The organism is Uruburuella suis (assembly GCF_022870845.1).
GTDB classification, from domain to species: Bacteria; Pseudomonadota; Gammaproteobacteria; order Burkholderiales; family Neisseriaceae; genus Neisseria; species Neisseria suis.
Genome location: NZ_CP091507.1, coordinates 18,292 through 42,647 on the forward strand (window position 1 = coordinate 18,292; position 24,356 = coordinate 42,647).

At 51.4% G+C, this 24,356-nt stretch carries 22 protein-coding genes; 16 read left to right on the plus strand and 6 right to left on the minus strand.

The window, feature by feature from the left end; genetic code table 11:
- Positions 1-18 precede the first annotated feature (18 nt).
- From LVJ78_RS00080 to LVJ78_RS00095, 4 genes are all read right to left on the minus strand, one after another.
- Positions 19-1,446 carry an OmpP1/FadL family transporter gene (locus tag LVJ78_RS00080; protein WP_132952642.1) on the minus strand — a complete coding sequence of 476 codons (1,428 nt, stop codon included), beginning with the start codon at positions 1,444-1,446 and terminating at the stop codon, positions 19-21.
- Positions 1,447-1,676: 230 nt separating this feature from the next.
- Complete coding sequence (locus LVJ78_RS00085; protein WP_132952644.1) at positions 1,677-4,112, minus strand: acyl-CoA dehydrogenase; 2,436 nt, start codon at positions 4,110-4,112, stop codon at positions 1,677-1,679.
- Positions 4,113-4,210: 98 nt separating this feature from the next.
- Complete coding sequence (locus LVJ78_RS00090) at positions 4,211-4,852, minus strand: TetR/AcrR family transcriptional regulator (RefSeq protein ID WP_132952647.1); 642 nt, start codon at positions 4,850-4,852, stop codon at positions 4,211-4,213.
- 378 nt (positions 4,853-5,230) lie between these two features.
- Positions 5,231-5,773: a Spy/CpxP family protein refolding chaperone gene (locus tag LVJ78_RS00095; RefSeq protein WP_165870888.1), complete on the minus strand. Its 543-nt coding sequence runs from the start codon at positions 5,771-5,773 to the stop codon at positions 5,231-5,233.
- A 228-nt stretch (positions 5,774-6,001) separates the two neighbouring features.
- On the opposite strand from LVJ78_RS00095, the gene purD reads away from it, so the two are divergent.
- The 12 genes from purD (at position 6,002) to LVJ78_RS00155 (ending at position 15,612) form a co-directional block, all read left to right on the plus strand.
- A complete protein-coding gene (gene purD / locus LVJ78_RS00100) occupies positions 6,002-7,273 on the plus strand; it encodes a phosphoribosylamine--glycine ligase (protein WP_132952651.1) in 1,272 nt (423 codons plus the stop codon).
- A gap of 157 nt (positions 7,274-7,430) precedes the next feature.
- Positions 7,431-7,637 carry a hypothetical protein gene (locus tag LVJ78_RS00105; protein ID WP_132952653.1) on the plus strand — a complete coding sequence of 69 codons (207 nt, stop codon included), beginning with the start codon at positions 7,431-7,433 and terminating at the stop codon, positions 7,635-7,637.
- A gap of 2 nt (positions 7,638-7,639) precedes the next feature.
- Entirely contained in the window at positions 7,640-9,124 is a 1,485-nt protein-coding gene (locus LVJ78_RS00110; protein ID WP_132952655.1) for a replication initiation factor domain-containing protein, read from the plus strand.
- A 32-nt stretch (positions 9,125-9,156) separates the two neighbouring features.
- Positions 9,157-9,474: a hypothetical protein gene (locus LVJ78_RS00115; RefSeq protein WP_132952657.1), complete on the plus strand. Its 318-nt coding sequence runs from the start codon at positions 9,157-9,159 to the stop codon at positions 9,472-9,474.
- 20 nt (positions 9,475-9,494) lie between these two features.
- Positions 9,495-9,701, plus strand: coding sequence for a hypothetical protein (locus LVJ78_RS00120; RefSeq protein WP_132952659.1), 207 nt, complete (start codon positions 9,495-9,497; stop codon positions 9,699-9,701).
- Between the two features lie 77 nt (positions 9,702-9,778).
- On the plus strand, positions 9,779-9,997 hold the full coding sequence (locus LVJ78_RS00125; protein WP_132952661.1) for a major capsid protein: 219 nt from the start codon (positions 9,779-9,781) through the stop codon (positions 9,995-9,997).
- Between the two features lie 11 nt (positions 9,998-10,008).
- Complete coding sequence (locus LVJ78_RS00130) at positions 10,009-10,284, plus strand: hypothetical protein (protein ID WP_132952663.1); 276 nt, start codon at positions 10,009-10,011, stop codon at positions 10,282-10,284.
- A 123-nt stretch (positions 10,285-10,407) separates the two neighbouring features.
- On the plus strand, positions 10,408-10,734 hold the full coding sequence (locus tag LVJ78_RS00135) for a hypothetical protein (protein ID WP_132952665.1): 327 nt from the start codon (positions 10,408-10,410) through the stop codon (positions 10,732-10,734).
- Positions 10,709-12,253: an IgG-binding virulence factor TspB family protein gene (locus LVJ78_RS00140; RefSeq protein WP_165870889.1), complete on the plus strand. Its 1,545-nt coding sequence runs from the start codon at positions 10,709-10,711 to the stop codon at positions 12,251-12,253. The genes LVJ78_RS00135 and LVJ78_RS00140 overlap by 26 nt, the downstream gene beginning before the upstream one ends.
- Positions 12,253-12,549, plus strand: a complete 297-nt coding sequence (locus LVJ78_RS00145) for a DUF2523 domain-containing protein (protein ID WP_132952668.1) — start codon at positions 12,253-12,255, stop codon at positions 12,547-12,549. Before LVJ78_RS00140 ends, LVJ78_RS00145 begins: the two co-directional genes overlap by 1 nt.
- The gene (locus LVJ78_RS00150; RefSeq protein ID WP_132952670.1) at positions 12,546-13,688 is read left to right on the plus strand and encodes a zonular occludens toxin domain-containing protein; all 1,143 of its coding nucleotides are present in this window, start codon (positions 12,546-12,548) and stop codon (positions 13,686-13,688) included. The genes LVJ78_RS00145 and LVJ78_RS00150 overlap by 4 nt, the downstream gene beginning before the upstream one ends.
- A 970-nt stretch (positions 13,689-14,658) precedes the next feature.
- Positions 14,659-15,612 carry an IS110 family RNA-guided transposase gene (locus LVJ78_RS00155; RefSeq protein WP_132952674.1) on the plus strand — a complete coding sequence of 318 codons (954 nt, stop codon included), beginning with the start codon at positions 14,659-14,661 and terminating at the stop codon, positions 15,610-15,612.
- A gap of 558 nt (positions 15,613-16,170) precedes the next feature.
- Here LVJ78_RS00155 and lysS read toward each other — a convergent pair.
- A complete protein-coding gene (gene lysS / locus LVJ78_RS00160) occupies positions 16,171-17,685 on the minus strand; it encodes a lysine--tRNA ligase (RefSeq protein ID WP_132952676.1) in 1,515 nt (504 codons plus the stop codon).
- A 259-nt stretch (positions 17,686-17,944) separates the two neighbouring features.
- Positions 17,945-19,366 (minus strand): PhoH family protein, encoded by a 1,422-nt coding sequence (locus tag LVJ78_RS00165; RefSeq protein ID WP_132952678.1) that lies wholly within the window; start codon positions 19,364-19,366, stop codon positions 17,945-17,947.
- Between the two features lie 271 nt (positions 19,367-19,637).
- Between LVJ78_RS00165 and LVJ78_RS00170 the strand changes: the two genes are divergently transcribed.
- The 4 genes from LVJ78_RS00170 (at position 19,638) to efeB (ending at position 24,063) form a co-directional block, all read left to right on the plus strand.
- Entirely contained in the window at positions 19,638-19,946 is a 309-nt protein-coding gene (locus tag LVJ78_RS00170) for a DUF3079 domain-containing protein (RefSeq protein WP_132952680.1), read from the plus strand.
- 445 nt (positions 19,947-20,391) lie between these two features.
- Positions 20,392-21,222: an iron uptake transporter permease EfeU gene (gene efeU, locus LVJ78_RS00175; RefSeq protein ID WP_132952682.1), complete on the plus strand. Its 831-nt coding sequence runs from the start codon at positions 20,392-20,394 to the stop codon at positions 21,220-21,222.
- An 89-nt stretch (positions 21,223-21,311) separates the two neighbouring features.
- Positions 21,312-22,472: an iron uptake system protein EfeO gene (gene efeO, locus LVJ78_RS00180; RefSeq protein WP_132952684.1), complete on the plus strand. Its 1,161-nt coding sequence runs from the start codon at positions 21,312-21,314 to the stop codon at positions 22,470-22,472.
- 313 nt (positions 22,473-22,785) lie between these two features.
- A complete protein-coding gene (efeB, locus tag LVJ78_RS00185; protein ID WP_132952686.1) occupies positions 22,786-24,063 on the plus strand; it encodes an iron uptake transporter deferrochelatase/peroxidase subunit in 1,278 nt (425 codons plus the stop codon).
- The last annotated feature ends 293 nt before the right edge of the window (positions 24,064-24,356 follow it).

Genomic DNA, 24,356 nt, shown 5'->3' on the forward strand with positions numbered 1-24,356 from the left:
CTGAAACTTCAGGTGGGGTTAAAACTTGTAGGTGTATTGCAGGCCGAGAATATTGGCGCTGCTCTTGAAGTTGGCGCTGCCGTTGGTGCGGCTCGATACGCAGGCTTTCGAGCCCGCGCCGGCCTGTGCTGCCCCACACCAGCCGTTTACATTGGCGCTGGCGTTTTGGATAAACAGATGGCTGTAGGCGGCGTTGATGCTGTGCTGCTTGTTGATGTCGTATTTCGCGCCAAACGAGAGCCAGATGCGGTTGCTGTCGGGCAAGGTGCTCATGCGGTAGTCGGCGCTTTTCACCGGCGATTGGTCATAGGCCACACCGAAACGCAATTGCAAAGGCTCGCTGTATTGGTAAGACGTGCCCACGGCCACTTTATAGGTGTTGCGCCAGTTGGGGTTTAAGATGGTTTCGTTGCTTTGGGTTTGCCCGCCGGTGGTGGGGTCGGCCACAACTTTGGCGTTGCCGTATTTCAGGTGCGCCTGGTTGAAGCGCGAGTGGCGCGTCCAGGTCACATCGCCGTAAACATTCCATTTCGGGTCGATTTTATACATACCGTGCAAAGATAATGATTCGGGGGTGGTGATTTTCACCGAAGCATCTTCTTTTTCGGCATAGCCCGCGCCGCGGATGGTGGGTGCCAACACCGGATTGGCAAAGCCCGGGCCTACCAAATGCCATTCGGCATCGCCGCTGAGGTTGTGTTCTACTTTGGAGCGGTAGTTCACACCCACGCGCGCACGCTCGTTGATGTCCCACATCCAGGCGAGGTTGTAGCCGAAGCCCCAATCATCGCCGTGTACTTTGGCATAGCCGTCAGCCATGCCGTTGGCACCGGCAAAAGCACCGAAGTTGGCATATTGGCGCAGCTTGGCTTTGGAATTTTGCGCCACCACGCCCAGCGCCACGGAATGCTGCTCGTTCACTTTATAGGCCACGGTGGGTTGCAGGGCGATGGTGCGCAGGCTCAATTCGTTGAGGTTGTAGCGCAACACCGAATTTTCATCATATTCGGTGCCCGAGCCGAAAGGCACATACATGCCGAAGCCCAGCCACACTTTGTCGTTTACCTGATGCGAAATATAGCCGTGCGGCGCAATCACCACATCATCGGTGATTTTGCCGTCGCGCTCGACATTGGCCGAGCCGTCGGGCGCACGGGTGATTTCGCTGCCGTCGGGGTAATAGGCTTTGCCATCTTTATATTTCACGTTCGGGGCCACGATGTTCAGGTTAATCGTGGCTTGTGTGCCCTCCAGCTTGGTGAGGCCGGCGGGGTTGTAAAAGAGGGTGGAAGGGTCGGCGGCTTCGGCGGCCGATGAGTTGGCCGTGGATTGGCTGCTCACCGATTGCGTGCCGAAGTGGTAGCCGGATGCCCAGGCCGATTGTGCCAAGAGCGCGGCGCTGATGATCAGGGCGCTTTGCTTGATGCGGGTGGTGTTGATTTTCATGTTGTTGCTCCTCTAAAGTTTTATAAAAGTTTTCAGACGGCCTGTAATGTGAAGCCGAACTTACTTTATAAAACAATTTCTCCGTTTATAGAACGATTACTTTATATAATTTGTTTGTTTTTAACGAATCTCTTGTACTGCAGGTATTTTTCTTGTGGCTTTTCAGACGGCCTGTGGCTTTGCGGCCGTCTGAAAAGTGTTGCTTAATGTTAACACCTTATGCGCAGCGCTTAGAAAACGTGGCGTTCGAGCAGTTTTTCATCGTGCTGGCTGAGCATCATGTCGAAATCATCCACCATAATCACGTTGCGCTTGAGCTGGCGCGCGCGGGTAACTTGGTCAAACTCGGCCTGGCTGATGTCGCCGTTGTCCAGCGCTTCTTGCAATCGCAGCGCGGGCGAGGGCTGCACGAGCTTGCCTTTGCGAGTAAGGTTGCGCAGCTTTTTCTCCACCGGCTCGGCGGCAATCACGGCGGCGTGGGCAATGGGCAAGAGGCCGATGGCTTCTTCTTCGTTATCCGGCACAAACATGCCTTTTGAAAGGCGCTCGAGCATGCCTTCGTTTTTCATCATGTCGTCGGCCACGCGGCTGGCGAGCTTGTCGGCCGGTGCGCTGATGTTGTGGCCCAGCGGCATGGCAAGCACACGCAGCACCCACGCCAAGGGGCGCATCGGCAGGTTGCGCAGCAGGCCGTCGAGTGCGGTTTGCGCGTCATACAGGGCTTGTTCGACGGCATAGCGCATAATGGCCAAATCTTCTTTGGGGCTGCCTTGGTTTTCAAAGCGTTTCAACACGGCGCTGGCGATAAAGAGGTTGGACAAAATATCGCCCAAGCGCGCGGAAATCTTCTCTTTAAACTTGAGGCTGCCGCCGAGGCTGAACATGCTCATGTCGGCCACCAGCGCAAAGTTTGCGGCCAGGCGCGTCATTTGGCGGTAGTAGCGGGCGGTTTCTTTGCTGCCTTGGGGTGCAGCGGTAAAGGCACCGTTGGTGAGCGAGAGCCAGAAGCTGCGGAAAGCGTTGGTGAAGGCGAAGTGCAGGTGGCCGCCGAATGCTTTTTTGAAGGCTTTGGCATCATTGTCCATCGCGGCGCGCATTTCTTTCAGCACAAACGGATGGCAGCGAATCGCGCCCTGGCCGAAGATAATCATGCTGCGGGTAAGGATATTCGCGCCTTCCACGGTGATGGCCACGGGAATGGCTTGGTAGGCTGCGGCCAGATAGTTGCGCGGGCCCAGCACCACGGCGCGGCCGCCGTGAATATCCATCGCGTCATTCAAGGTTTTGCGCATGCGTTCGGTGTTGTGGTATTTCAAAATCGCCGAAATCACGCTGGGTTTTTCGCCGCTGTCGAGCGCGGTGAGCGCCAAATCTTGGGCGGCTTCCATTTGATAGGTATACATGCCGATGCGCGATAAGGCTTCATCCACGCCTTCAAATTTGCCGATGGGCAGGCCGAATTGGTCGCGGATGCGGGCATAAAGCGCGGTGGTGTAGCTCGACATTTTGCCGGCAGCCACCGAGTTGGCGGGCAGGGAAATGCAGCGGCCCACCGAGAGGCATTCCACCAACATCTGCCAGCCTTTGCCGGCATAATCCACGCCGCCGATAATCCAATCGAGCGGGATAAACACATCTTTGCCCCAGGTCGGGCCGTTCATAAACACGCTGCCGCCCGGGAAATGGCGACGGCCGATTTCCACACCTTCGTGATGGGTGGGAATCAGGGCGCAGGTGATGCCGATGTCTTTTTTATCGCCGAGCAAGCCGTCGGGGTCGTACATTTTAAATGCCATGCCGAGCACAGTGGCCACGGGCGCGAGGGTAATCCAGCGTTTTTCCCAGGAAATGCGGATGCCGAGCACATCGTTGTGTTGTTCGCCGGTGGTCGGGTCGGTGTAGCTGCCTTTGCACACCACGCCGAAATCGGGAATGCTGCCTGCATCAGAGCCGGCATGCGGGCTGGTGAGCGCGAAACAGGGAATTTCCAAGCCTTTGGCCAAGCGCGGCAGATAATAATTTTTCTGCGCTTCGGTGCCGTAGTGTTGCAGCAATTCGCCCGGACCCAATGAGTTGGGCACCATCACGGTAACGGCGGCGCTGCCGGCGCGGGTGGCCACTTTCATCACCACTTTGGCGTGGGCATAGTTGGAAAACTCAAGGCCGCCGTATTCTTTTTTGATAATCATGCCCAAGATGCCGCTGTCTTTAATGAATTGCCAGGCTTCGGGCGGCAGATCTTTGGTTTCGTGCAGCATTTTCCAATCGTCGAGCATTTTGCACAATTCTTCCACCGGCCCGTCGATAAAGGCTTGCTCTTCGGCGCTCAAGGAAGGCGTGGGGAAAGCTTTGAGCTTGCTGAAATCGGGCTTGCCGGAAAAAAGCTCGCCATCCCACCACACGGTGCCGGCATTAATCGCATCGGCTTCGGTTTCCGACATGGCCGGGGTGATTTTTTTATAGATGCCGAAAATGCGGCCGAGGATAAAATCGCGCGCAGGCGGCAGGCAGCAGGCTGCTGCAATAACCAGCACGGGGATATACGCCCACCACGAAGCGCCGCCGAGCGCCAGGCCGACAACGGCGGCCAGCGAAATCAGCCAGGCGGGGCTGCGGAAGTAGGCGGCAATGCCCACCAAAACAAGCAGCAGGATAAGACTCAGCATTTCGGTTCTCCTTTGGTTTTCTCAACTGAGGTTTCAGACGGCCTTTCGAGCCGTGTTGTGCATTTCATGTTGTTCAAACATGGAATAGGGATAAATCGTTAAAGAGGCATTTTCAGCCCGGCCACCACAAAGGGGCGCACATGGCGCGCCACCTGGGCGGCGTTTTTGGCATTCACGGTGCTGGCCGGTGCCAGCGCTTTGAGCACATCGTTGCCGGCAAAGGCGTTAAACAACGTGCTCAAGGCCAAATGCATGCGCCAGCGGCAGGCTTCGGGTGGCAAATCAGGCAGTGCGCGGGCAAAAGCGGCATAAAGGCGGTCGGATAATTCGGAAAATTCCAGCGCCAACGCTTCGCGAAAAATTTTGTATTCATCAAGCATGAGCCGCGACACGAGCTTGGCGGTGGTGCCGGCCTGGCCGTCGGCTGCGTTGACCAAATTCAGGCACGAAGCGATAAAGCTGTCGGTAAGGTGCTCGGGCGTGAGCGCCTGCTGCTGCGATTCGGCCGCTTGCAGCATGGTGAGCACATCTTCTAAAAAGGGCGCAATGCGGCGGTGGATCACCGCCAGAAAAAGCGCTTCTTTCGAGCCGAAATGGTAATGCGCGGCGGCCACGTTCACTTGCGCTTCGCGCATAATCTGCCGCAGCGATGAGGCGAAAAAGCCGTGCAGCGCAAAATGGCTTTCGGCGGCGCTCAAAATGCGGGTGATGGTTTGGCTGTCGTGCGGGTTTGTGCTCATGCTCTAATTATTCAAAAAAATTGAAACAATCGTTTGAATGAAACATACGTTTGAATTTGATTGATGTCAACACTTTATCAAAAAGTATTTTAGAGCTTAGGTTCAGACGGCCGGGAAGAAAAGAGAAGTTCTTTCAACTTCGTTGAATATCAGGCGGTGCGGTTGGGCATGATTTTGAATCAGCCGGATTCCAAGCACGGAGATGAATGCGTGCGGCCACAAACCGTTGCCGCACGCATTCAGTCAAAACCATTTTGCCGCAAACAAACAGGCCGTCTGAACATAAAGTTTCAGACGGCCTGTTTGTTTGCCCATAATCGGCTTGGGGTGATACACAATCGCGCTGCGTGTGCATACCCGCCACGCTTATCCGGCCATTCAGCGTTGCGGCGCTTGGCGCTCTTGCTGCGGCATTTGGCGCGGTTTGCCCGGGCGATCGCCGCGCTCGGCGCGTTTGTTTTGGCTCTCTTGCCATTGTTTTTGCTGCGCCGGTGTCAGCACTTGGAAAATCGCATGGCGTTTTTTCAGCTGCTGCATCTCTAAATCGGCATGGCGCTGCTGAGATTGGGCGCGCGCCTGCTCGCGCTCGGCAATCAGGCGGCGGGCGGCGGCTTCGTCAAACGTTTTGTTGGCAATCAGGCTTTGCTCGGCAGCCCGATGCGCTTGGGCTTGCGCGCGCATTTGATTGCGCTGGGCTTCGCTCAGCTCGGTTTGAGCGGGGCGGCCTTCCTGCAAAATGGCCTGAATGCGGGTTTTCTGTGTGGCACTCAAATTGAGCGCCTGCAAATCGCGCGGCAATTCGCCGCGTTTGAATTCGCGCGTTTGCTTGGGTTGCTGCATATTGGCGGCAGAATCGGCGGCAACGGCTGCACCGGTGATGCCCAACAGGGCGGCTGCAGCAATGGCGGTGATTTTTTTCATTTCGGTTTCCTTGTTTGGTTTGGAGGGAATAACGGCTGCCATCATAGCCATTTTATGTGTTAAGACGGCCTTTGTTTGGGTAAATCATGTTTGAATTGGCGTTAAACCTGTTTTCACGCAAGAAAGCTTTCAAGGCCGTCTGAAAGCTTTCGGGCGGCTGCGGCTGCCCGGGCGGGCGAAATCCGCTATAATCCCGCTGCAAACCTCTATCTTGATAAGGAATCCGGCATGAAACTACTCGTTATCGGCAGCGGCGGACGCGAACACGCGCTGGCGTGGAAACTGGCGCAATCGCCCAAAGTATCCGCCGTGTATGTGGCGCCCGGCAACGCGGGCACTGCGCGCGAGCCCAAGCTGCACAACCTGCCCTTGAGCGCACATGCCGATTTGATGGATTTCTGCCGCCGCGAAGGCATCGCCTTTACCGTGGTCGGCCCCGAAGCGCCGCTGGCCGCCGGCGTGGTAGACGATTTTCGCGCTGCCGGCCTGCGCATTTTCGGCCCCACGCAATATGCGGCGCAATTGGAAAGCTCGAAAGATTTCGCCAAAGCCTTTATGGCCAAATACGGCATTCCCACCGCGCACTACCAAACCTTTGAATCGGCCGCGGCCGCGCATGATTATGTGGCAGCCAAAGGCGCGCCGATTGTGATTAAGGCCGATGGGCTGGCCGCGGGCAAAGGCGTGATTGTGGCGCTCAGCGAAGATGAAGCGCATGCGGCCATCGACGATATGCTCTTGGGCAACAAAATGGGCAACGCCGGCGCGCGCGTGGTGATTGAAGACTTTTTGCAAGGAGAAGAGGCCAGCTTTATTGTGATGGTAGACGGCGAAAATGTGCTGCCGATGGCCACCAGCCAAGACCACAAGCGCCTGCTCGACCAAGATCTGGGGCCCAACACGGGCGGCATGGGTGCCTACAGCCCCGCGCCGGTGGTGACGCCCTCGGTGTATGAGCGCGCGATGAACGAAATCATTCTGCCCACCGTGCGCGGCATGCAGGCCGAAGGCCACCCTTTCAGCGGCTTTTTATATGCCGGCCTGATGATAGACAGCCAAGGCGCGCCTTACACCATCGAATTCAACTGCCGCTTCGGCGACCCCGAAACACAGCCGATTATGAGCCGGCTTGAAAGCGATTTGGCCGACTTGCTCGAAGCGGGCATCGCGGGCAAGCTTGACGGCGTAGAAGCCCAATGGCTGCCGCAAACCGCCGTGGGCGTGGTGCTGGCTGCCGCCGGCTATCCCGACACGCCGCGCAAAGGCGACATCATCAGCGGCTTAGATGAAGCCGACCAAATCGGCAAAGTGTTTCACGCCGGCACCTCGGCCGATGCCGAAGGCCGCATCCTCACCAACGGCGGGCGCGTGTTGTGCGTGGTGGGCTTGGGCGACGATGTGGCCGCGGCCAAAGCGCAAGCCTATCAGGCGCTGGGCAAGGTGCATTTCGACGGCATGCAATACCGGCGCGATATTGCCGACAAGGCGATTAAGGCTTGAGCCGTTTGGCGCTGCTTGTGCAAATCAGTAAAAGGCCGTCTGAAACCAAAGTTTCAGACGGCCTTATATATTGCACCCCATGAAACAGGGGTCTTGACAAGATTTAAATTATCTTAACGCATCGCCCCTTTAACCAGCCAAGTGAAGGGGCGAAATCATGACTAAAGAACAAATCCAATCCATATCTACCGATAACAAAACCGTTATTGTCAACAAAATCAATAAAAAATACGAGCTGACTTTTCGTAAACAAAACCGTCTGATGTGCACAATTTGGCTGCACCACTATCAGCAAATTGACCCGATTATCACAAAATTTTTAGCAACCGGTGAAGTGGATGCCGGTGGCGTTTGGATGGTGTAAGCATGAGTGCGCAAATTGTCCAAAAAGAGGCCGTGGCGGCGGCGGCTGATGGCGGGCGCGCTTGCGCGCGCGCAGCAGACGCTGACGCGCAAGGCCGCCCCCCTAGACTAACAGGGGGGGAGCAAGCCAAAAGCCCAAATGTCACGGGTACGGAGCAAGCTAGCCAAATTGAATATTTTTCCCATTTCATCACAGACGGGAAAGGCCGTTTGATTGAAGTACCACAGCGCAAAGGCAAGCAAGACGGCGTATTTATTGACTGGATTAGCTTTACTTTTCACGAAGATACCTTGTTGCAATATTCAAAATGCCCGTTGGTCTCTGACAATGAATATATGTATGTCTTGAGTGCTGAGCTTAAGCGCATTTTCGGATTCGGCATTTCGCACAAGTGCAAATCAAAGGGAAACAAGTTTTATGAAATGATGTTTCGGCTTGGCTCAGATGAAGCCGATTATGGTGAAGTTCATTACGGCGGCCAGCGTGACACCGTTTTGATTGAGCTTAAAGGCTTGGGCTGCAACTTGGCAGAAAAAGGCTGGGAAAGCCGCTTGTGCGAATTTTTAAAATCAGCCCTGCGCCCCCGCATAACCCGTGTTGATTTGGCATTGGATTTTTTCAGCGGTGAATACAGTCCTGAACAAGCGCTTTTAGATCACGATAACGGCTTTTTCGACAATCACAATATGCGCCCGAAATCTGAAATGTATGGCACTTCATGGCGCAAGGAAGACGGTAGCGGCAAGACGTTTTATATCGGCAAAAAGAAGAACGCCCGTTTTGTGCGTGTGTATGAGAAAGGCCGCCAGCTTGGCGATAAAGATAGCAAATGGTGCCGTTTTGAAATCCAGTTCAATCATGGTGATATAGAAATTCCCTTGGATATCCTGCTTGATGAAGGTGGCTATTTCTCCGGTGCATTTCCCATTTGTTCAACTTTTGAAAATATGAGCCAAGAAAAGCGCATTGCAGTGCGTGAAAAAACATTGAATTTGAGTTTTGAGCACAAGATTAAGCATGCCAAAAATGCGGTTGGCCGTCTGATAAATTTTATGGTTGATGTCGGCTTAGATGAAAAGCAAATTGTGGAAATGCTCAAATCTGATGATGACGGAAAATATCCAAAAGGGCTTGAGCCTGAACGCTTTGACGTGGAAGAACTGTTAAATCATAAGCAAGATGAATATTTGCACAATTCAGCCGAAGCCGATTTAGCTCGTGAAATGGATGAATATTTAAGCTTTGTAACGTCATCGGAATTTAAAGGCAATGAGCGGCTTCTTCCGTTTGAAACAAAGCTGAATAAGCAGGATGAAGAATATGAAGTTTGGCTATCCCGCCAAAACATGAAAATGTCATCGGAAGCAAAGCAGCTTGAACATGCAGAATTTGAACATCAGGAAATGATAGCCCGTATCAAATGGCAGAATATGAAATATAAGTATTCGCTGGCAACTTTTAAGAATTACCGCAAAAAACCGTTTTAAGAAAACCCCTCCCTAAATTGAAAGGAAATGAAATGTTTGAACAAAATCAGATTGTCCAATACCCCGCAACTTTGTTGGGTGCAAAGAAATTCAAGGGCGATATCGACGGTAACAAAATCGATAGCTGTACCGTGCTCGTTGCCACGCAAATGCCGTCTCAAACGGGCAATGCAGTGGGCTTTACAGCGGCCAATATGCGCTTTGGCGATTCCGACAATTTCAAGCGCTTGGAAAACCTCAAATTTCCCATTGCGGTCGTAATCACGGTTGAAATGACTTCAACGGGCAAAGGCTTATCGCCTGTACTTCGTGATTTCAGTGTTCAGCCTCAAGCGCCTGCCAAGTCTTAACTGAAAAGGGGGGGGGCTTTATGTCTCAATTTGAAGAAAAGTACATCGTTCAGGATTTGGAAACACATGAGTTTCTCTATCCTGATCCGTTCGGGGATGTCGGCCAAACACCCAATATTAAATCTGCGGGTCATTACGACACGCGAGAAGACGCATTAAGCGCGGGTGTGGAAGAAATCGGGAATGAGTTTGTTATTTTCTCGTTTTTTGTAAGAGCCGAAAAATAACCAGTTTCAAGCTCGGCGGGTGGCTTGGATATCCTTCACATAGCCCGCAACATCTATTTTTTTAAAGGAAAACAATCATGAAATTCATGAATCAAGCAAAGCGCCACGGCGCAAAACTGGCTGTTGTAGTGGCCGCTCCGCTCGCCTTGGCTGCGCAAGCCTATGCGGCAATCCCTGAAGAAGCAAAAACCGCCATTGAAGGCGCAAAATCTGATGGTATTGAAGCCGGTTGGCTCGTAATTGGTGCTATTGCTGCTCTTTTCGTCTTCTCACTCGTTCGCCGTGTTTTGCGCTAAGAAGGCCTGAAATGTACTACCAAGTCGGAAATCAATGTTTAGAGCAGCAACAGGCCGAAAACGTCTATTTCGGCTTGGTGGTACCTGTGCTTACACAAGAGGGCCAAATCATAAAGCCCGAACACAACGGCACTGCGTGGCAGCTAAACGGCCAAATCATCCAAGCAAATCTGCCCGAATGCAATCCTGCCGAAAGCGTTAAGAACGGCTTAGAAATCGGCTGGCTCGTCTTTGGCGTTATGGCCGCGTGCTACTTTGTAATTGTCATAAAAAGGCTGCTTAAATGATTGATATCTACTTTTTGCTAGGCCTTGCCGTGCCCGTCATCATCGGCATGATGATTTTTAAAGACTGATAAATATGCTAAATTCACGCTTTCGACAAACCAATAACGAAAGTGAGAATTTAAGATGTTTTATATCACAGAAGACGAATTAAGATTCAAACAAGATACGGTTAAAGAATATTTTAATCAAAAGCTTAATGCTATCTGCATGTCTGAATTATTTATTTTGAAAGATAAATATCCTGTCAATGCAGATTATTTTATTAACTTCGCAAAAAGCTATTTTCAATTTTATTTGAATAGAACTTATTTAGATGATGTTGTCGTCTTTTTTGAGGATGGTTCTATTTTGAAAATTCATTTTAATGAAAATGGGTTCAGTTGGTCGGAACATTATGATAGTCAAATTTCAACTGCATTTTATTATGGCCGTTATTCTATTCGGCTTTAGTTTTGTCGCGTTTAGTGCTGAATTGCAGGTCGTGCCGTCTACAGGTAAATTAGGTTATCCCGTTGGTGATTACAATGCTAACGGTATTCGTACTTGGAGAACCTTAGACGGCAATTTTGTTAAAGAGTATTCGGCTAAATATGATAGAAATTTGTTCATTCGTGATTTAGAGCGCAAAGTTCGTTCCGCCAATACCGTCCCCGTTGTCATAAATAAAAAAGTCCCCAAAAAAACAGTACTAACAAACCTCTTGAAGCTCGCTCGTGTCGGCGGTGGCGCTGCTGTGGGTGTCGGCACCGGCCCCGTTGGTTGGGCTTACAACGCCTACACCGCCTATACGCTTGTTGAGCCACTTTTGAGGGCAGAAGATTACGTTTGGGATAATGACAAAAAGGATTTTGTCACAACAAAAGACTACGTCATGGTCGTAGAAGCGTCTGACAATAAACAAACTATTATGGCGCGATATGGCATATCAAAAGATAGCTATAAATATGGCTACACCTCGTATAAATACGCCGCTGACGGCCTATGCAATAAAGCTACATCTTTACTGAAGCATACTATTGCTCGCGGTGCGTTTCACGATTACACGCCTAATGGCTCGCTCTATACCGGTATTTGTGAGGTTGTTAAAAATGGTGATGAAAGAGCTTTGGCAATTTGGCGAATAGAGGAAAATAGGGATAAAGTAATAACACAATCGGAATTTGATGAAATTATCGGCCCTCAGGCCGATCAGTCACCAGATAGATTTGTAAACGCAACCGCCTATCAAAGTGGTGAAGTCCCCGGCGAATCTGAAGCAGGCGTAACCGTCCTCAACAATACGACAGCACAATCATTGCCCTACACAAACGCCAATGGGCAAGTTGTACAAACCGTTTGGAATTTTACAACCATCATCAACGCCGCCGGCCAGCCTGAAACGCGTGTCACCTCTCACGATGTGCCACGCCCCGATTTGCAACCCGATTCCCCGCAAGCGCCAAGTACGGGCGGTAGCACCGGTTCAAACCCCGGCAGCAACACAGGCGGCCAGCCCGGTTCAGACGGTTCGCCCGGTTCAGACGGTTCACCCGGCTCAGACGGTTCGCCCGGTTCAGACGGTTCACCCGGTTCAGACGGCCAGCCAAAACCTAACCCAAATCCCAATCCCAATCCAAACCCTAATCCAAATCCAGACGATAAGCCTGATGAAAAGCCGCAAGAAGGCTTCTTGTGTAGCCTTTTCCCCGATATTCTCGCCTGCCAGCTAATGGGTGAGCCTGATGAATCTATATTTGATGATATAGAAATACCTCAAGCAGTTAATGATACGACTTGGCAGCCAGATAATTTTTTACCGTTAAACGGTGTTTGTCCTCAACCTAAAATTTTTCATGTTGTTGGCCGCGAATTCAGGATTGATTATTCCCCTTTATGTTCTTTTTTGGAAAATGTCCGTTTCATGATCCTTTTGGCTTTTACTGTTGCAGCTGCTTATATAAGCTTTGGCGGATTGAGGAGTGATAAATAATGCCTGTTGCTTTGATACCATTTATAGCGTTGACGCTCAAATATCTTGTTGTAAGGTTGTTGATTGCGTTTGGTGTTGCCGCTGTTACATATGCTGGTTATTCCGTTGCAATGACTACTTTTAAAGACTACATAGTTCAAAATATGCAGTCTATGCCTGTTGATATATTGAATCTCCTTTTAATTTCGGGGTTTGGCCAAGGTTTGGGCTATATATTTGGTGCATTCGCTTTTAAGGTCGCTATGACAACAATTAACAAAATAACTATGCTAGTACCGGCTGGGGGTAAATCATGATCTATTTATTCACAGGCAACATGGGCACCGGCAAAACAAGCCGCGTGGTCGCCATGATTTTAGACAACGAAGACAATCTATTTAAAATGACGCTGGAAGACGGCACCGAAGTAGATAGGCCGCTTTATTTTTGCCACGTTGACGGCTTAAACGCCAAAAAGTTCAAGGCTCACGAACTAACAGAAGAGCAAATTCAGGCCGCCCCGCTGCGTGATGTGATACCGCAAGGCGCGGTGTTAATCGTGGACGAAGCACATTACACCTATCCCGTTCGGGCAGCGGCTCGCGGTGTGCCGCCCTATATCCAAGAATTGACTGAGCTGCGTCACCACGGCCACACCGTTATCTTGATGACCCAACACCCCAGCCAGCTTGATATTTTTGTCCGCAACCTCGTTTCGAAACATACACATATTGAGCGTAAAGCCATCGGCCTGAAGCAATACAGTTGGTACAAATGCGTTACCAGCCTAGACAATCCCGCCGCCGTATCAGGCGTTGAATCATCAGGCTTCAAGCCGCCTAAAAAAGCGTTTCCGTATTATAAATCATCCAATCAGCATAAAGGTATGCGCCAGAAGATACCTAAAGCCGTCTGGGCGCTTGTGCTGATTTTGGGTTTTATCGGCTGGAAAGGCTACGGCGTTTATAGTTCATACCAGCGCGGCGTTAATCCCGAAGTTGTACAGACACAAGAACAAAGCCAGCAAGCCGAATCAATACCTGAAATGCAGGTGTCCAATAGGGCCCCATCTGCTTCTATGGGCGGCGATTTGACCGCCACGCTGTTTGTGCCCACGCTGGCCGAAAAGCCCGAATCCAAGCCGCTTTACAACAGCGTGCGCCAAGTAAAAACCTATGAGCGTATCGCGGCCTGCGTTGGCGGCGGCCAAAGCGGTTGCACCTGCTATAGCGATCAAGCCACGCCGCTTGCCGAAGTCACAGAAGCCATGTGCCGCGAATACGTCAAGAACGGTATACCGTTCAACCCGTATAAAGACGATAGTCAAGCCTTTCAGGCGGCCTATAGCCAGCCTGCTGATACGCATGCCACCTCAGGCCGCCAAGTGGCCGTAATGGGCGGGAAATCGCCGCAAAGCCTCATGTACGACAATTACGCAAAAGGAGGCCTCAATTAATGAAAATCAGATATACCGATTATGAGTCTGAACGAGATTTGAATATTCACTTCATGTGCATTATTGCTTTGGTTAATTTTGGCATGTTTGAATTCATTAGATTGTTTTTGATACTCTATTTTAATAGTTGATTAAATTACTCAACCTACCAGTGCAAAAAACGGCCACGTTCGTGGCCGTTTATAAACTGGGCGGGTTATTGACTAAACAGCATAATCAACGCTAATATAGCTCTAACGTCAATCTTGACTGTAAAAAGCAATTTCCCAAATCTCAAGGTAATTTGCATTTTAAAAATCTCCTGCTTGGTTAAAAACTCGGCAGGTAAAGCAAAATCCCTAAGTTGCAGCTTGGGGATTTTTGCTTTTCCCGCCTGCTGCATTTTGGTTCCAATTGTTCAAATCTAAATCATAATTTTCCTTTCTATTTTCAGTTGATTAGTTCGTCACCGGGGATTTTTCCATTAACATAAAATCTTTCTCGTTCTGCACTTTCCCCGCTTCATCGGGATGGAGGAGCTGAGAGAGGGGCAAACCTTAGTGACACTGTTTTTTTTATCGGTCTGGTATCGCATCGGTCGGGGTTGCGATTGACTTAAAAGATGATTTGCCCGGGTTGCAAGGGGAAGGTTTGTAAAGACGGCTTTATCGTCTTTATGAATACCCCTTGCAACCCGGGCAAATTGTCTTTTAAATCGCGTTTAACCCTGACTGAAGCGATACCAGACCGATAAAAAATACCAGTGGCACGGCACGCTAAGCAACCTTACCTGAAGACGCTTCAAACCTAATCATGTACCATAAAGACGGCTCGGATATGCGCATATCCGAACCAAGGCAATCTAGGCAGTAAAGCGGCCAAAACCAGCATTAAAGTTGCCACAAAGATATGCCGGATTGCCTACCCAACTCCGAAAATTGAATATCATCAAAGCCGCTTCGGTAGGCTGTATAGATAAGGATAATTGCCCGTGAATGTAATTGGATTGGATATATCAAAAGACACAATAGACGTTTGTCTAGATCCGACAAAAGGAGATAAAAGCTATTTGAAGATAGAGAACAGCATAAACGGTTGCAGGGTCTTGCAAGACTGGATTAAAACAAAGAAAGTGCGTAAATTTTTAGTGGCAATGGAAGCAACGGGAATCTACTATGAGCAAGCAGCAGATTACCTGAGCCGCCATGCACCTGTTTACGTCATTAATCCGCTTAAGATAAAAGAATACGCAAAAAGCGTATTTTGCCACACCAAGACGGATAGAGCCGATTCAGCGTTAATAGCAGATTATGCTAAGCGCCATTCAGACAGACTTAATACCTATACCATTCCACACGATAGGCAGCTACAGCGCCTGATAAATTTGCAATTGCAACTTAAAGAACAAATAAAACAGGCAAAAAATAGGCTGCACGCATCACAAGACGATTTTATAGCTGATACTCACAAGGCAATAATCTGCTTTCTTGACGCCAAGCTTGACCAAACGGCCAGCGAATTAGACAGCCTGATTAAGCAACAAAATGCTTTAACACGGCATTTTGAAAACATCAAAACAATACCCGCTATCGGCAAAGAAACAGCATTAATGCTGCTTCACCATCTCATGGCAAAACCATTTCAGACGGCTAATAAATTCATCTCATTCGCGGGATTAAGCCCAAAAATCGAACAATCAGGCACAAGCGTGGACAGGAAACGAAAAAACAAATACGGGCATAAAAAGCTAAAGCAATCGCTATTTATGCCCGCCCTCGTAGCGTTCAGAATGGGCGCATTTCCGCAATTTGTAAAAAATCTGCAAGAATCAGGCAAGCCAAAGATGGTGATTATCGTGGCCATTATGCGCAAACTGGCAAAACTCGCCTACTATATCTTCAAAACAGGCCAGCCATACGACAAATCGCGGCATCAAGCAGCCTAACCATAATTAACAAAGCCTGCATCTATGACTTAAGCATAGATGCAGGCTTATTGCATTCTCAAAAAAAGTTCAAACTAAATTCGCAATAAAATCAGTTAATTGCAAATTAATTTAAATAACTATGTTGACTGTGCAATATATCATCTTTGTGTATCATGCGTACGATTGCGATTTATAGTGGAAGGAAAGAAAAACTTATACAGGCGAATGTAACAAGCCATATGCAGAAGCCGTTTAAACCGCGTGCGTGGCTGCGCCACACACCCTGCACACGATGCTAAATTTCTTATTTTTTTATAAGTTTTTCATTCATTCCACTATATTTATATTTTGACAAAGCCAATCGGATCTATGTTTTTTGTTCAGACGGCCAATAACGTTGTAGGTCGGATACTTGTATCCGACATTTTCTCAGCCCCGAAAAATCTTGTTCTGCGAACAAGCGTCGGATTCGAGAATCCGACCTACGCCCACTTGTATCCGACATTTTCTCTTGTGCAAATCAGTAAAAGGCCGTCTGAAACAAAACTTTCAGACGGCCTTTTGCTTTACCGCTGTTTATTCCGGCCGCATTTGCGGGAACAAAATCACATCGCGGATGCTGGGCGCATCGGTGAGCAGCATCACCAAGCGATCCAGCCCGATGCCGCAGCCGCCGGTGGGCGGCAGGCCGTATTCCATGGCGCGGATGTAGTCGGCATCGTAGTGCATGGCTTCGTCGTCGCCGGCATCTTTTTGCGCCACTTGCGCTTTGAAGCGGGCGGCCTGGTCTTCGGGATCGTTCAATTCCGAATAGCCGTTGGCCAGCTCGCGACCGACCACGAATAATTCGAAGCGGTCGGTGAGGCCGGGTTTGCTGTCGGATGCGCGCGCTAAGGGTGATACTTCAATCGGGTAGTCGATGATAAAGGTGGGGTTCCACAGTTTGCCTTCGGCGCAGCCTTCAAACAAGGCCAGTTGCAGGCTGCCGATGCCGGGCGCGGGTGGGATTTTTTCGCCGTGTTTGACGATTTCCTGCTTCAGCCATGCTTCATCATTCAGCTGCTCGTGGGTGTATTGCGGATTGTATTTTTGAATGGCTTCCAGAATGGTGAGGCGCTCAAACGGGCTTTCCAAATCCACTTCGCGGCCGTTGTAGCTGATTTTGGCGCTGCCGCAGGCGGCAATGGCGGCGGCACGGATTACGCCTTCGGTCATTTCCATCATGCGCTGGTAGGTGCAGAAGGCTTCGTAGAATTCCATCATGGTGAATTCGGGATTGTGGCGGGTGCTCATGCCTTCGTTGCGGAAGCTGCGGTTAATTTCAAACACGCGCTCCAAGCCGCCGACCACCAGCCGCTTTAAATACAACTCGGGCGCAATGCGCAAGTAAAGCGGCATATCGAGCGCGTTGTGGTGGGTGGCGAAAGGCTTGGCCGTGGCACCGCCGGGAATTGAGTGCATCATCGGGGTTTCCACCTCGAGATAGCGTTCGTTTACCATATGGTGGCGCACGGTTTGGATAATCTGGCTGCGCTTGATAAAGGTATCGCGCGATTCCTGGCTGGTAATCAGATCCACATAGCGTTGGCGGTATTTGGTTTCCTGATCGGCGAGGCCGTGGTGTTTGTCGGGCAGCGGGCGCAAGGATTTAGACAGCAGATGCAGCTTGCTCACGCGCACGGTGAGCTCGCCGTGGTTGGTTTTAAACAAGCTGCCCTCGGCGGCGATGATGTCACCCATGTCCCAATGTTTGAAGGTTTGATGCGCTTCTTCACCCACGCCTTGATTGTTGATATAGAGCTGGATTTGGCCGCTCATGTCTTGAATGGTGGCGAAGCTGGCTTTGCCCATGGCGCGTTTGAGCATCATGCGGCCGGCCACTTTAACGGGAATTTCCTGCGGATCTAAATCGGCTTTTTCGAGCGCGCCGTATTGCGCCTGCAAATCGCCGGCAAAGCTGTCGCGTTGGAAGTGGTTGGGAAAGGCGATACCGTGTTGGCGGATTTCGTTTAGTTTTTCACGGCGCAAAGCAATGATTTGGTTTTCGTCGAGCTGAGCCTCTTCGGCCTGCGGAGTGTGTTGGTTTGTCATTTTGGTATCCGATAAATAAAGACAGGCAGTGTGCACTGCCTGCTTATACCCCATTCAAAAAGCAACCCGGTGGCCTTGTGCCGCTTTGTCGGCTTATTTTTGAATGGGGTATTATTCAATGATTTGGGGCATATTTTACGCGGTTTTGCGCCGTTTGAGTAGGGACGCGGTGCAAATGCCGTTGGATGGGCTTTTATCGTGCCAAAGGCCGTCTGAAAGGCGGCAATGCTTTTCAGACGGCCTTTGAGCGTTTTAAAGATTACAACACTTCCACCGCGAAATCGGCCAGCCGCGAGCGCTCGCCTTGTTGCAAGGTGATGTGGCCGAAATGCGGCCAGCCCTGAAAGCGGTCGACCACATAAGCCAGGCCGCTGCTGCCTTCGGTGAGATAGGGCGTGTCGATTTGGGCGAGGTTGCCCAAACACACCACTTTGGTGCCGTTGCCGGCGCGGGTAATCAGGGTTTTCATTTGCTTGGGCGTGAGGTTTTGCGCTTCGTCGATAATCAGAAATTTATTCTGAAACGTGCGCCCGCGCATAAAGTTGAGCGATTTCACCTTGATGCGGGCGCGGATTAAATCGGCGGTGGCTTTTTTGGCCCAGGTGCCGAATTCGGGGTCGCCCTCGCTGCCCAGGCCGGTGAGCACTTCGAGGTTGTCTTCGAGCGCGCCCATCCACGGGTTCATTTTTTCTTCTTCGCTGCCGGGCAGAAAGCCGATGTCTTCACCCACAGGCACGGTGATGCGGGTCATGATGATTTCGTTGTAGCGTTTATGGTCGAGCGTTTGGTTGAGTGCGGCGGCTAGGGTGAGCAGGGTTTTGCCGGTGCCGGCCTGGCCGAGAATGGTGACCAAATCGATTTCAGGGTTCATCAAAAGATTGAGCGCGTAATTCTGCCCCCAGTTGCGCGCGGTGATGCCGAACACGTTGTGGCGGATATTGCTGTAGTCTTTCACGGTTTGCAGGGTGGCGCGCCCGCCTTGCTGCTCGATTACGCGCACTTGCAGGGTTTGCGCTTCGTTGTGGTCGAGCAGCAATTCGTTTACGCGCAAAGCGTCGATATCGGGGCCGGCCACTTCGTAAAACACGCTGCCGGCTTCTTGCCACGAATTCAGATGGGTGCCGTTGTTTGCCCAAAAATCGGGCGCCAGCTCGCGGTAGCCGCTATAAAGGATATCGCTGTCTTCCAGCACTTTATCGTTGGTGTAGTCTTCGGCGTGCAGCCCGAGCGCGCGCGCTTTGATGCGGATATTGATGTCTTTAGACACCAAGGCCACATCATCGTAATCGCTGATTTTGTCGGAAAGCGCCTTCACAATGGCGAGAATTTGGTTGTCGCCCTTGCCAGTGGGCAGGCTCTCGGGCAGCGGTGCGGCTTCGATGTGGGTTTGCAGCACGAGCTTGCCCTGCGCTTCGCTGCGGCCGGTGCAGGAAAGCGGAATGCCGCTGCTCAAAAGATGCGGGCCGGCATTAATCATTTCATCGAGAAAGCGGCTGGCCTGGCGGGCATTGCGCGCCACGTCGGACATGCCTTTTTTGTGTGCATCCATTTCTTCGAGCGTGATGATGGGGATATAAAGATCATGCTCTTTGAATTTAAACAGGCTGGTCGGGTCGTGCAGCAGCACATTGGTGTCGAGAATAAACAGCTTGCGGCCTGAGCCTTCGAGATTGGGGGACATAAGCGGCGCCTTCTGTGGGGTTGGAGAAAGTTAGAGCGGATAAAGCGCAAATGGTGCGGGCAAGGCAGCATATCGGCAGTGTGTCAGCGCTGTTTGACAATCAGATGACTGTTTGCTTTTGTAAAGACAACAATCTGTAATAAAAGGCTATTTTTAAATTTGCACATATTTTTAAATTTGCACAAAAGCAGCCGCAGCATGGAAAAGTGATATTGTTTACAAGTGAATATAAGCGTAAAGTGCAGCAGAAATCAATTGCAAAGCCGCATTTATGGCCAAAAAATTTCCTATTTTCCCCAAAAACCCCGATCGCATCTGCTGGGGCTGCGACAAATATTGTGCCGCCACCGATTTGCAATGCGGCAACGGCTCGGAGCGCATCCAGCATCCGTTCGAACTCGACGGCCCCGATTGGTATCGGCAGGGCGACTGGCGCAATCTTCTGAGCCAAGCGCAGCAAATCGAGCTGGGCATCCTGCCTGCGCCCCAAGCGGCTGCCAAACCGGCCAAACCGCATATCCGGCTGCCTGTGCGCAAACGCACATCATATCGTTTTGTCGATTCATCTGACGCCAATTGAAAAAATAAGCTAACGAGAAAACAAGCCGCAAACCAATGGCTGGGCTGGCGACCGCCAAAGCCGCAACCCAACATTTGCTTATCAACAGATTGATTTTATAAAGCCATCCGGGTTTTATGGGGTGACGCCTGCGGCTAAGCCAATCTACGCCGATAGCGTTGTAATACCAATCCAAAAAATAGCCTAACTTCGTTGTCTCGCCTTGCCGTACTATCTGTACTGTCGCAGGCTTCCGCCTTGTTAGCTTACTTTTTTGAATGGGTATAAATCATCTTTATTTTGTCAGGTTGTTTTTTAAAATAGGCATGAGGCCGTCTGAATATTTTTCAGACGGCCTCTTTATCTTTTCGCAATCATTTCACCGCTTTTCACAAATAAAAACAATTTGTATTTCTAATTAAATAGGAATAGATTGGCAATCGTTCCTATACTAGGCATCTCAACCATGTTTATCGCTTTTTTAATCATGCTGCGCGAAGGCATTGAAGCCGCGCTGATTGTGGGCATTGTGGCCGGCTTTTTAAAGCAGTCCGGCCACGGCCATTTGATGCCCAAAGTGTGGCTGGGTGTGGCGCTGGCGGTGCTCTTGTGTTTGGCGGTGGGCTATGGCATCCATCAAGAAACCGGCGAAATCCCGCAAAAGCAGCAAGAGCTGGTGGTGGGCATTATCGGCTTGGTGGCGGTGGCCATGATTACCTATATGATTTTGTGGATGAAAAAAGCCGCCCGCTCGATGAAGCAGCATCTGCAGCAATCGGTGCAGGCGGCGTTAAACCGCGGCAACGGCCAGGGCTGGGCGCTGGTGGGGATGGCGTTTTTGGCGGTGGCACGGGAAGGGCTGGAGAGCGTATTTTTCTTAATTGCGGTGTTTGAGCAAAGCCCTTCTTGGCGCATGCCGGTGGGCGCGCTGCTGGGCTTGGCCGCAGCGGCGGTGATGGGCACGCTGATTTATCAGGGTGGCATGCGGCTGAATTTGGCCAAATTTTTCCGCTACACCGGCGTGTTTTTAATTGTGGTGGCTGCCGGTTTGCTGGCCGGCTCGCTGCGCGCGCTGCACGAAGCGGGCGTGTGGAACCATTTGCAGGGCATTGCCTTTCATTCGGCGCATATCCTGCATGAAGACAGCCCGCTGGGCGTGCTTTTGGGCGGCTTTTTCGGCTATACCGACCACCCCACTTGGGGCGAAATCGGCGTGTGGCTGCTGTATTTGGTGCCGGTGTTGTATTGGTTTTTGCGCGGCACCAAGCCTTTAAATCCAAGCCCGAAAACAAGCTAAATCATTGTCTTGCCATATTATTTTTTTGAATTGATCCTTACCTATCAAGGCCGTCTGAACATTATTTTTAACCACCATTGAGATTCAACATGAAAACATTTCGCATCACTGCCTTATCCGCCTTGCTTGCCTTAGGCCTCAGCGCCTGCCAACCGCCCGCAGCCGACACACCGGCCACCGCATCCGGCGCATCTGCGGCCAATACCGACGGCAGCGTGAGCATTGCCGTGAACGATGCCGCCTGTGAGCCGATGGCGCTCACCGTGCCCAGCGGCCAAACCGTGTTCAATATTCAAAACAACAGCGGGCGCAAACTTGAATGGGAAATTTTAAAAGGCGTGATGGTGGTAGATGAGCGTGAAAACATCGCCCCCGGCCTGGCCGATAAAATGACGGTAACGCTGTTGCCCGGCGAATACGAAATGACCTGCGGCCTGCTCACCAACCCGCGCGGCAAGCTCACCGTCACCGACAGCGGCTTTAAAGCCACCGCATCGCAAGCCGATATGGCCAAGCTGGAACAGCCCTTGGCCGAATACAAAGCCTATGTGCAGGCCGAAGCCAAAGATTTAGTGGCCAAAACCACCGAATTCACCGCCGCCGTGAAAGCTGGCAATATCGCCAAAGCCAAATCGCTGTTTGCCGCCACCCGCTATCACTATGAGCGCATCGAGCCGATTGCCGAGCTGTTTAACGAGCTCGATCCGGCCATTGATGCGCGCGAAGACGATTTCAAACAAGGCCCCAAAGACCCGGCCTTCACCGGCTTTCACCGCATCGAATACGCGCTGTGGGTGGAAAACAGCACCGCCGGCGTAAACGAGATTGCCGACAAATTGCTGGCCGATGTGAAAACCCTGCAACAAGAAATCGACGTGCTGTCGTTCCCGCCCAATAAAGTGGTGGGCGGCGCGGCGGTGCTGGTGGAAGAAGTGGCCGGCAGCAAAATCAGCGGCGAAGAAGACCGCTACAGCCACACCGATTTGAGCGACTTCCAAGCCAATATCGAAGGCGCACAAAAAATTGTCGATTTGTTCCGCCCGCTGATTGCCGAAAAAAATCAGGCGCTGCTCGACAAAACCGATGCCAATTTCAAAACCGTCAACAATATTCTAGCCAAATACCAAACCGCCAACGGCTTTGAAACCTACGACAAACTCACCGAAGCCGACCGCAAAGCACTGCAAGCGCCGATTAACGCGCTGGCCGAAGATTTGGCGCAACTGCGCGGCACACTGGGTTTGAATTAACACTTTTGCCGTACAACAGGCTTTCAGACGGCCTTTTAAACAATAAAGGCCGTCTGAACAAGTTTTGTCATGTTAAGAAAGCTCTGAAAAACTCTGACGAGTGGATTTTGCCGGCATTTTTATACTAAGCCCGTAGGTCGGATTCTCGAATCCGACATTTGGCCGCCAAGGCCAAAACAAACGCGGCAAGCTTGTTTTGCAAACAAATGTCGGATGCAAGAATCCGACCTGCCCATTACAAAACTTTCAGACGGCCTAAGCAGCTCAGGCCGTCTGAAAACCTGATTCATCAACCCCAACCCAACATCCAACCATGACCCAATCCCACACCCCCGCCCAACCCGCCAAACGCACCCTGCTCAAAGGCGCGCTCGCCGCCGGTGCCGCCGGCCTTGCCGCTGCCGCAGGCGGCTTTGCCTATGGCGAGAAAAAAGGCCGCGCCGATGAAAAAACCGATGCCGCCCAACACAGCCGCGAAAGTTACCCCTGCTACGGCACCCACCAGCAAGGCATCACCACCCCGCACCAGCCGTTTGCCATCATGGCCGCGTTTGACGTGTCCGCACAAACGCCGAGCCAACTTGAAAACCTATTGCGCACCCTCACCGCCCGCATCGAATTCCTTACCCGTGGCGGCGAATTGCCCGACGGCGACGCCAAGCTGCCGCCCGCCGGCAGCGGCCTCTTGGGCAAAACCTTCCGCCCCGACGGCCTCACCATCACCGTATCCGTGGGCGCCAGCCTGTTTGATGCGCGTTTCGGGCTGGCCGATAAAAAGCCCAAGCACCTGATTGAAATGGCGCGTTTTCCCAACGACAAACTGGCCGCCGAATGGTGCGACGGCGATTTCAGCCTCCAAATCTGCGCTCTTTCCCCCGAAACCTGCCAAAACGCCCTGCGCGACTTGGTGAAAAACACCGCCCAATACGCCATTATCCGCTGGAGCATCGACGGCTTTTTACCCAAAACCGAGCCCGGCGCCGCCGCGCGCAACCTGTTCGGCTTTCGCGACGGCAGCGGCAACCCCGATGTGAGCAACCCCCAAACCGCCGATGAAGTATTGTGGACCGGCATCGCCGCCAACAGCCTCGATGAGCCCGCTTGGGCGAAAAACGGCAGCTATCAAGCCGTGCGCCTGATTCGTCATTTTGTCGAATTTTGGGACCGTACTCCCTTGCAAGAGCAAGAAACCATTTTCGGGCGCGAAAAATACAGCGGCGCCCTACTGGGCATGAAAAACGAACACGACAGCCCCAACTACGCCGCCGACCCGCAAGGCAAAACCATTCCCCACGACAGCCATATGCGCCTAGCCAACCCGCGCAGCCCCGAATTTATGCAGAAACACCAATTGTTCAGACGACCTTTCGACTATTCGCGCGGCCTGGCCAAATCCGGCCAATTGGATGTGGGGCTTGTGTTTATCTGCTACCAAGCCAATCTGGCCGACGGCTTTATCTTTGTGCAAAACCTGCTCAACGGCGAGCCGCTGGAAGAATACATCAGCCCCTTCGGCGGCGGCTATTTCTTCACCCTGCCCGGCGTGCAGGCGGGCGAATATTTCGGGCAAAGCCTAATGGCGTCTGCATAGCAATTGCTTGGGCGGCTTTTAGCAAAAGGCCGTCTGAAACTTTTTCATACCCATCCAAAAAAATAACCTTACTGCGTTGCCTCGCCTTGCCGTACTGTCTGTACTGTCGCAGGCTTCCGCCTTGCAAGCTTATTTTTTGAATGGATATCACCGCTATTTAATACGGTAAATAGCTACCATAAAGCGCCAATTGGCGCTATTTTCCTCTATTTATCATGATTTTTCATTTTGCCCTTTGGCAGCCTGATTTCTTTTCCATCGCTTTCATGTATACTTTTTTGCATTCCCATAAA

Bases quoted from the DNA above. Each gene is read 5' to 3' on its own strand.
- LVJ78_RS00080 (WP_132952642.1), bottom strand. From the start codon at position 1,446: ATGAAAATCAACACCACCCGCATCAAGCAAAGCGCCCTGATCATCAGC.
- LVJ78_RS00085 (WP_132952644.1), bottom strand. From the start codon at position 4,112: ATGCTGAGTCTTATCCTGCTGCTTGTTTTGGTGGGCATTGCCGCCTAC.
- LVJ78_RS00090 (WP_132952647.1), bottom strand. From the start codon at position 4,852: ATGAGCACAAACCCGCACGACAGCCAAACCATCACCCGCATTTTGAGC.
- LVJ78_RS00095 (WP_165870888.1), bottom strand. From the start codon at position 5,773: ATGAAAAAAATCACCGCCATTGCTGCAGCCGCCCTGTTGGGCATCACC.
- purD (WP_132952651.1), top strand. From the start codon at position 6,002: ATGAAACTACTCGTTATCGGCAGCGGCGGACGCGAACACGCGCTGGCG.
- LVJ78_RS00105 (WP_132952653.1), top strand. From the start codon at position 7,431: ATGACTAAAGAACAAATCCAATCCATATCTACCGATAACAAAACCGTT.
- LVJ78_RS00110 (WP_132952655.1), top strand. From the start codon at position 7,640: ATGAGTGCGCAAATTGTCCAAAAAGAGGCCGTGGCGGCGGCGGCTGAT.
- LVJ78_RS00115 (WP_132952657.1), top strand. From the start codon at position 9,157: ATGTTTGAACAAAATCAGATTGTCCAATACCCCGCAACTTTGTTGGGT.
- LVJ78_RS00120 (WP_132952659.1), top strand. From the start codon at position 9,495: ATGTCTCAATTTGAAGAAAAGTACATCGTTCAGGATTTGGAAACACAT.
- LVJ78_RS00125 (WP_132952661.1), top strand. From the start codon at position 9,779: ATGAAATTCATGAATCAAGCAAAGCGCCACGGCGCAAAACTGGCTGTT.
- LVJ78_RS00130 (WP_132952663.1), top strand. From the start codon at position 10,009: ATGTACTACCAAGTCGGAAATCAATGTTTAGAGCAGCAACAGGCCGAA.
- LVJ78_RS00135 (WP_132952665.1), top strand. From the start codon at position 10,408: ATGTTTTATATCACAGAAGACGAATTAAGATTCAAACAAGATACGGTT.
- LVJ78_RS00140 (WP_165870889.1), top strand. From the start codon at position 10,709: ATGGCCGTTATTCTATTCGGCTTTAGTTTTGTCGCGTTTAGTGCTGAA.
- LVJ78_RS00145 (WP_132952668.1), top strand. From the start codon at position 12,253: ATGCCTGTTGCTTTGATACCATTTATAGCGTTGACGCTCAAATATCTT.
- LVJ78_RS00150 (WP_132952670.1), top strand. From the start codon at position 12,546: ATGATCTATTTATTCACAGGCAACATGGGCACCGGCAAAACAAGCCGC.
- lysS (WP_132952676.1), bottom strand. From the start codon at position 17,685: ATGACAAACCAACACACTCCGCAGGCCGAAGAGGCTCAGCTCGACGAA.
- LVJ78_RS00165 (WP_132952678.1), bottom strand. From the start codon at position 19,366: ATGTCCCCCAATCTCGAAGGCTCAGGCCGCAAGCTGTTTATTCTCGAC.
- LVJ78_RS00170 (WP_132952680.1), top strand. From the start codon at position 19,638: ATGGCCAAAAAATTTCCTATTTTCCCCAAAAACCCCGATCGCATCTGC.
- efeU (WP_132952682.1), top strand. From the start codon at position 20,392: ATGTTTATCGCTTTTTTAATCATGCTGCGCGAAGGCATTGAAGCCGCG.
- efeO (WP_132952684.1), top strand. From the start codon at position 21,312: ATGAAAACATTTCGCATCACTGCCTTATCCGCCTTGCTTGCCTTAGGC.
- efeB (WP_132952686.1), top strand. From the start codon at position 22,786: ATGACCCAATCCCACACCCCCGCCCAACCCGCCAAACGCACCCTGCTC.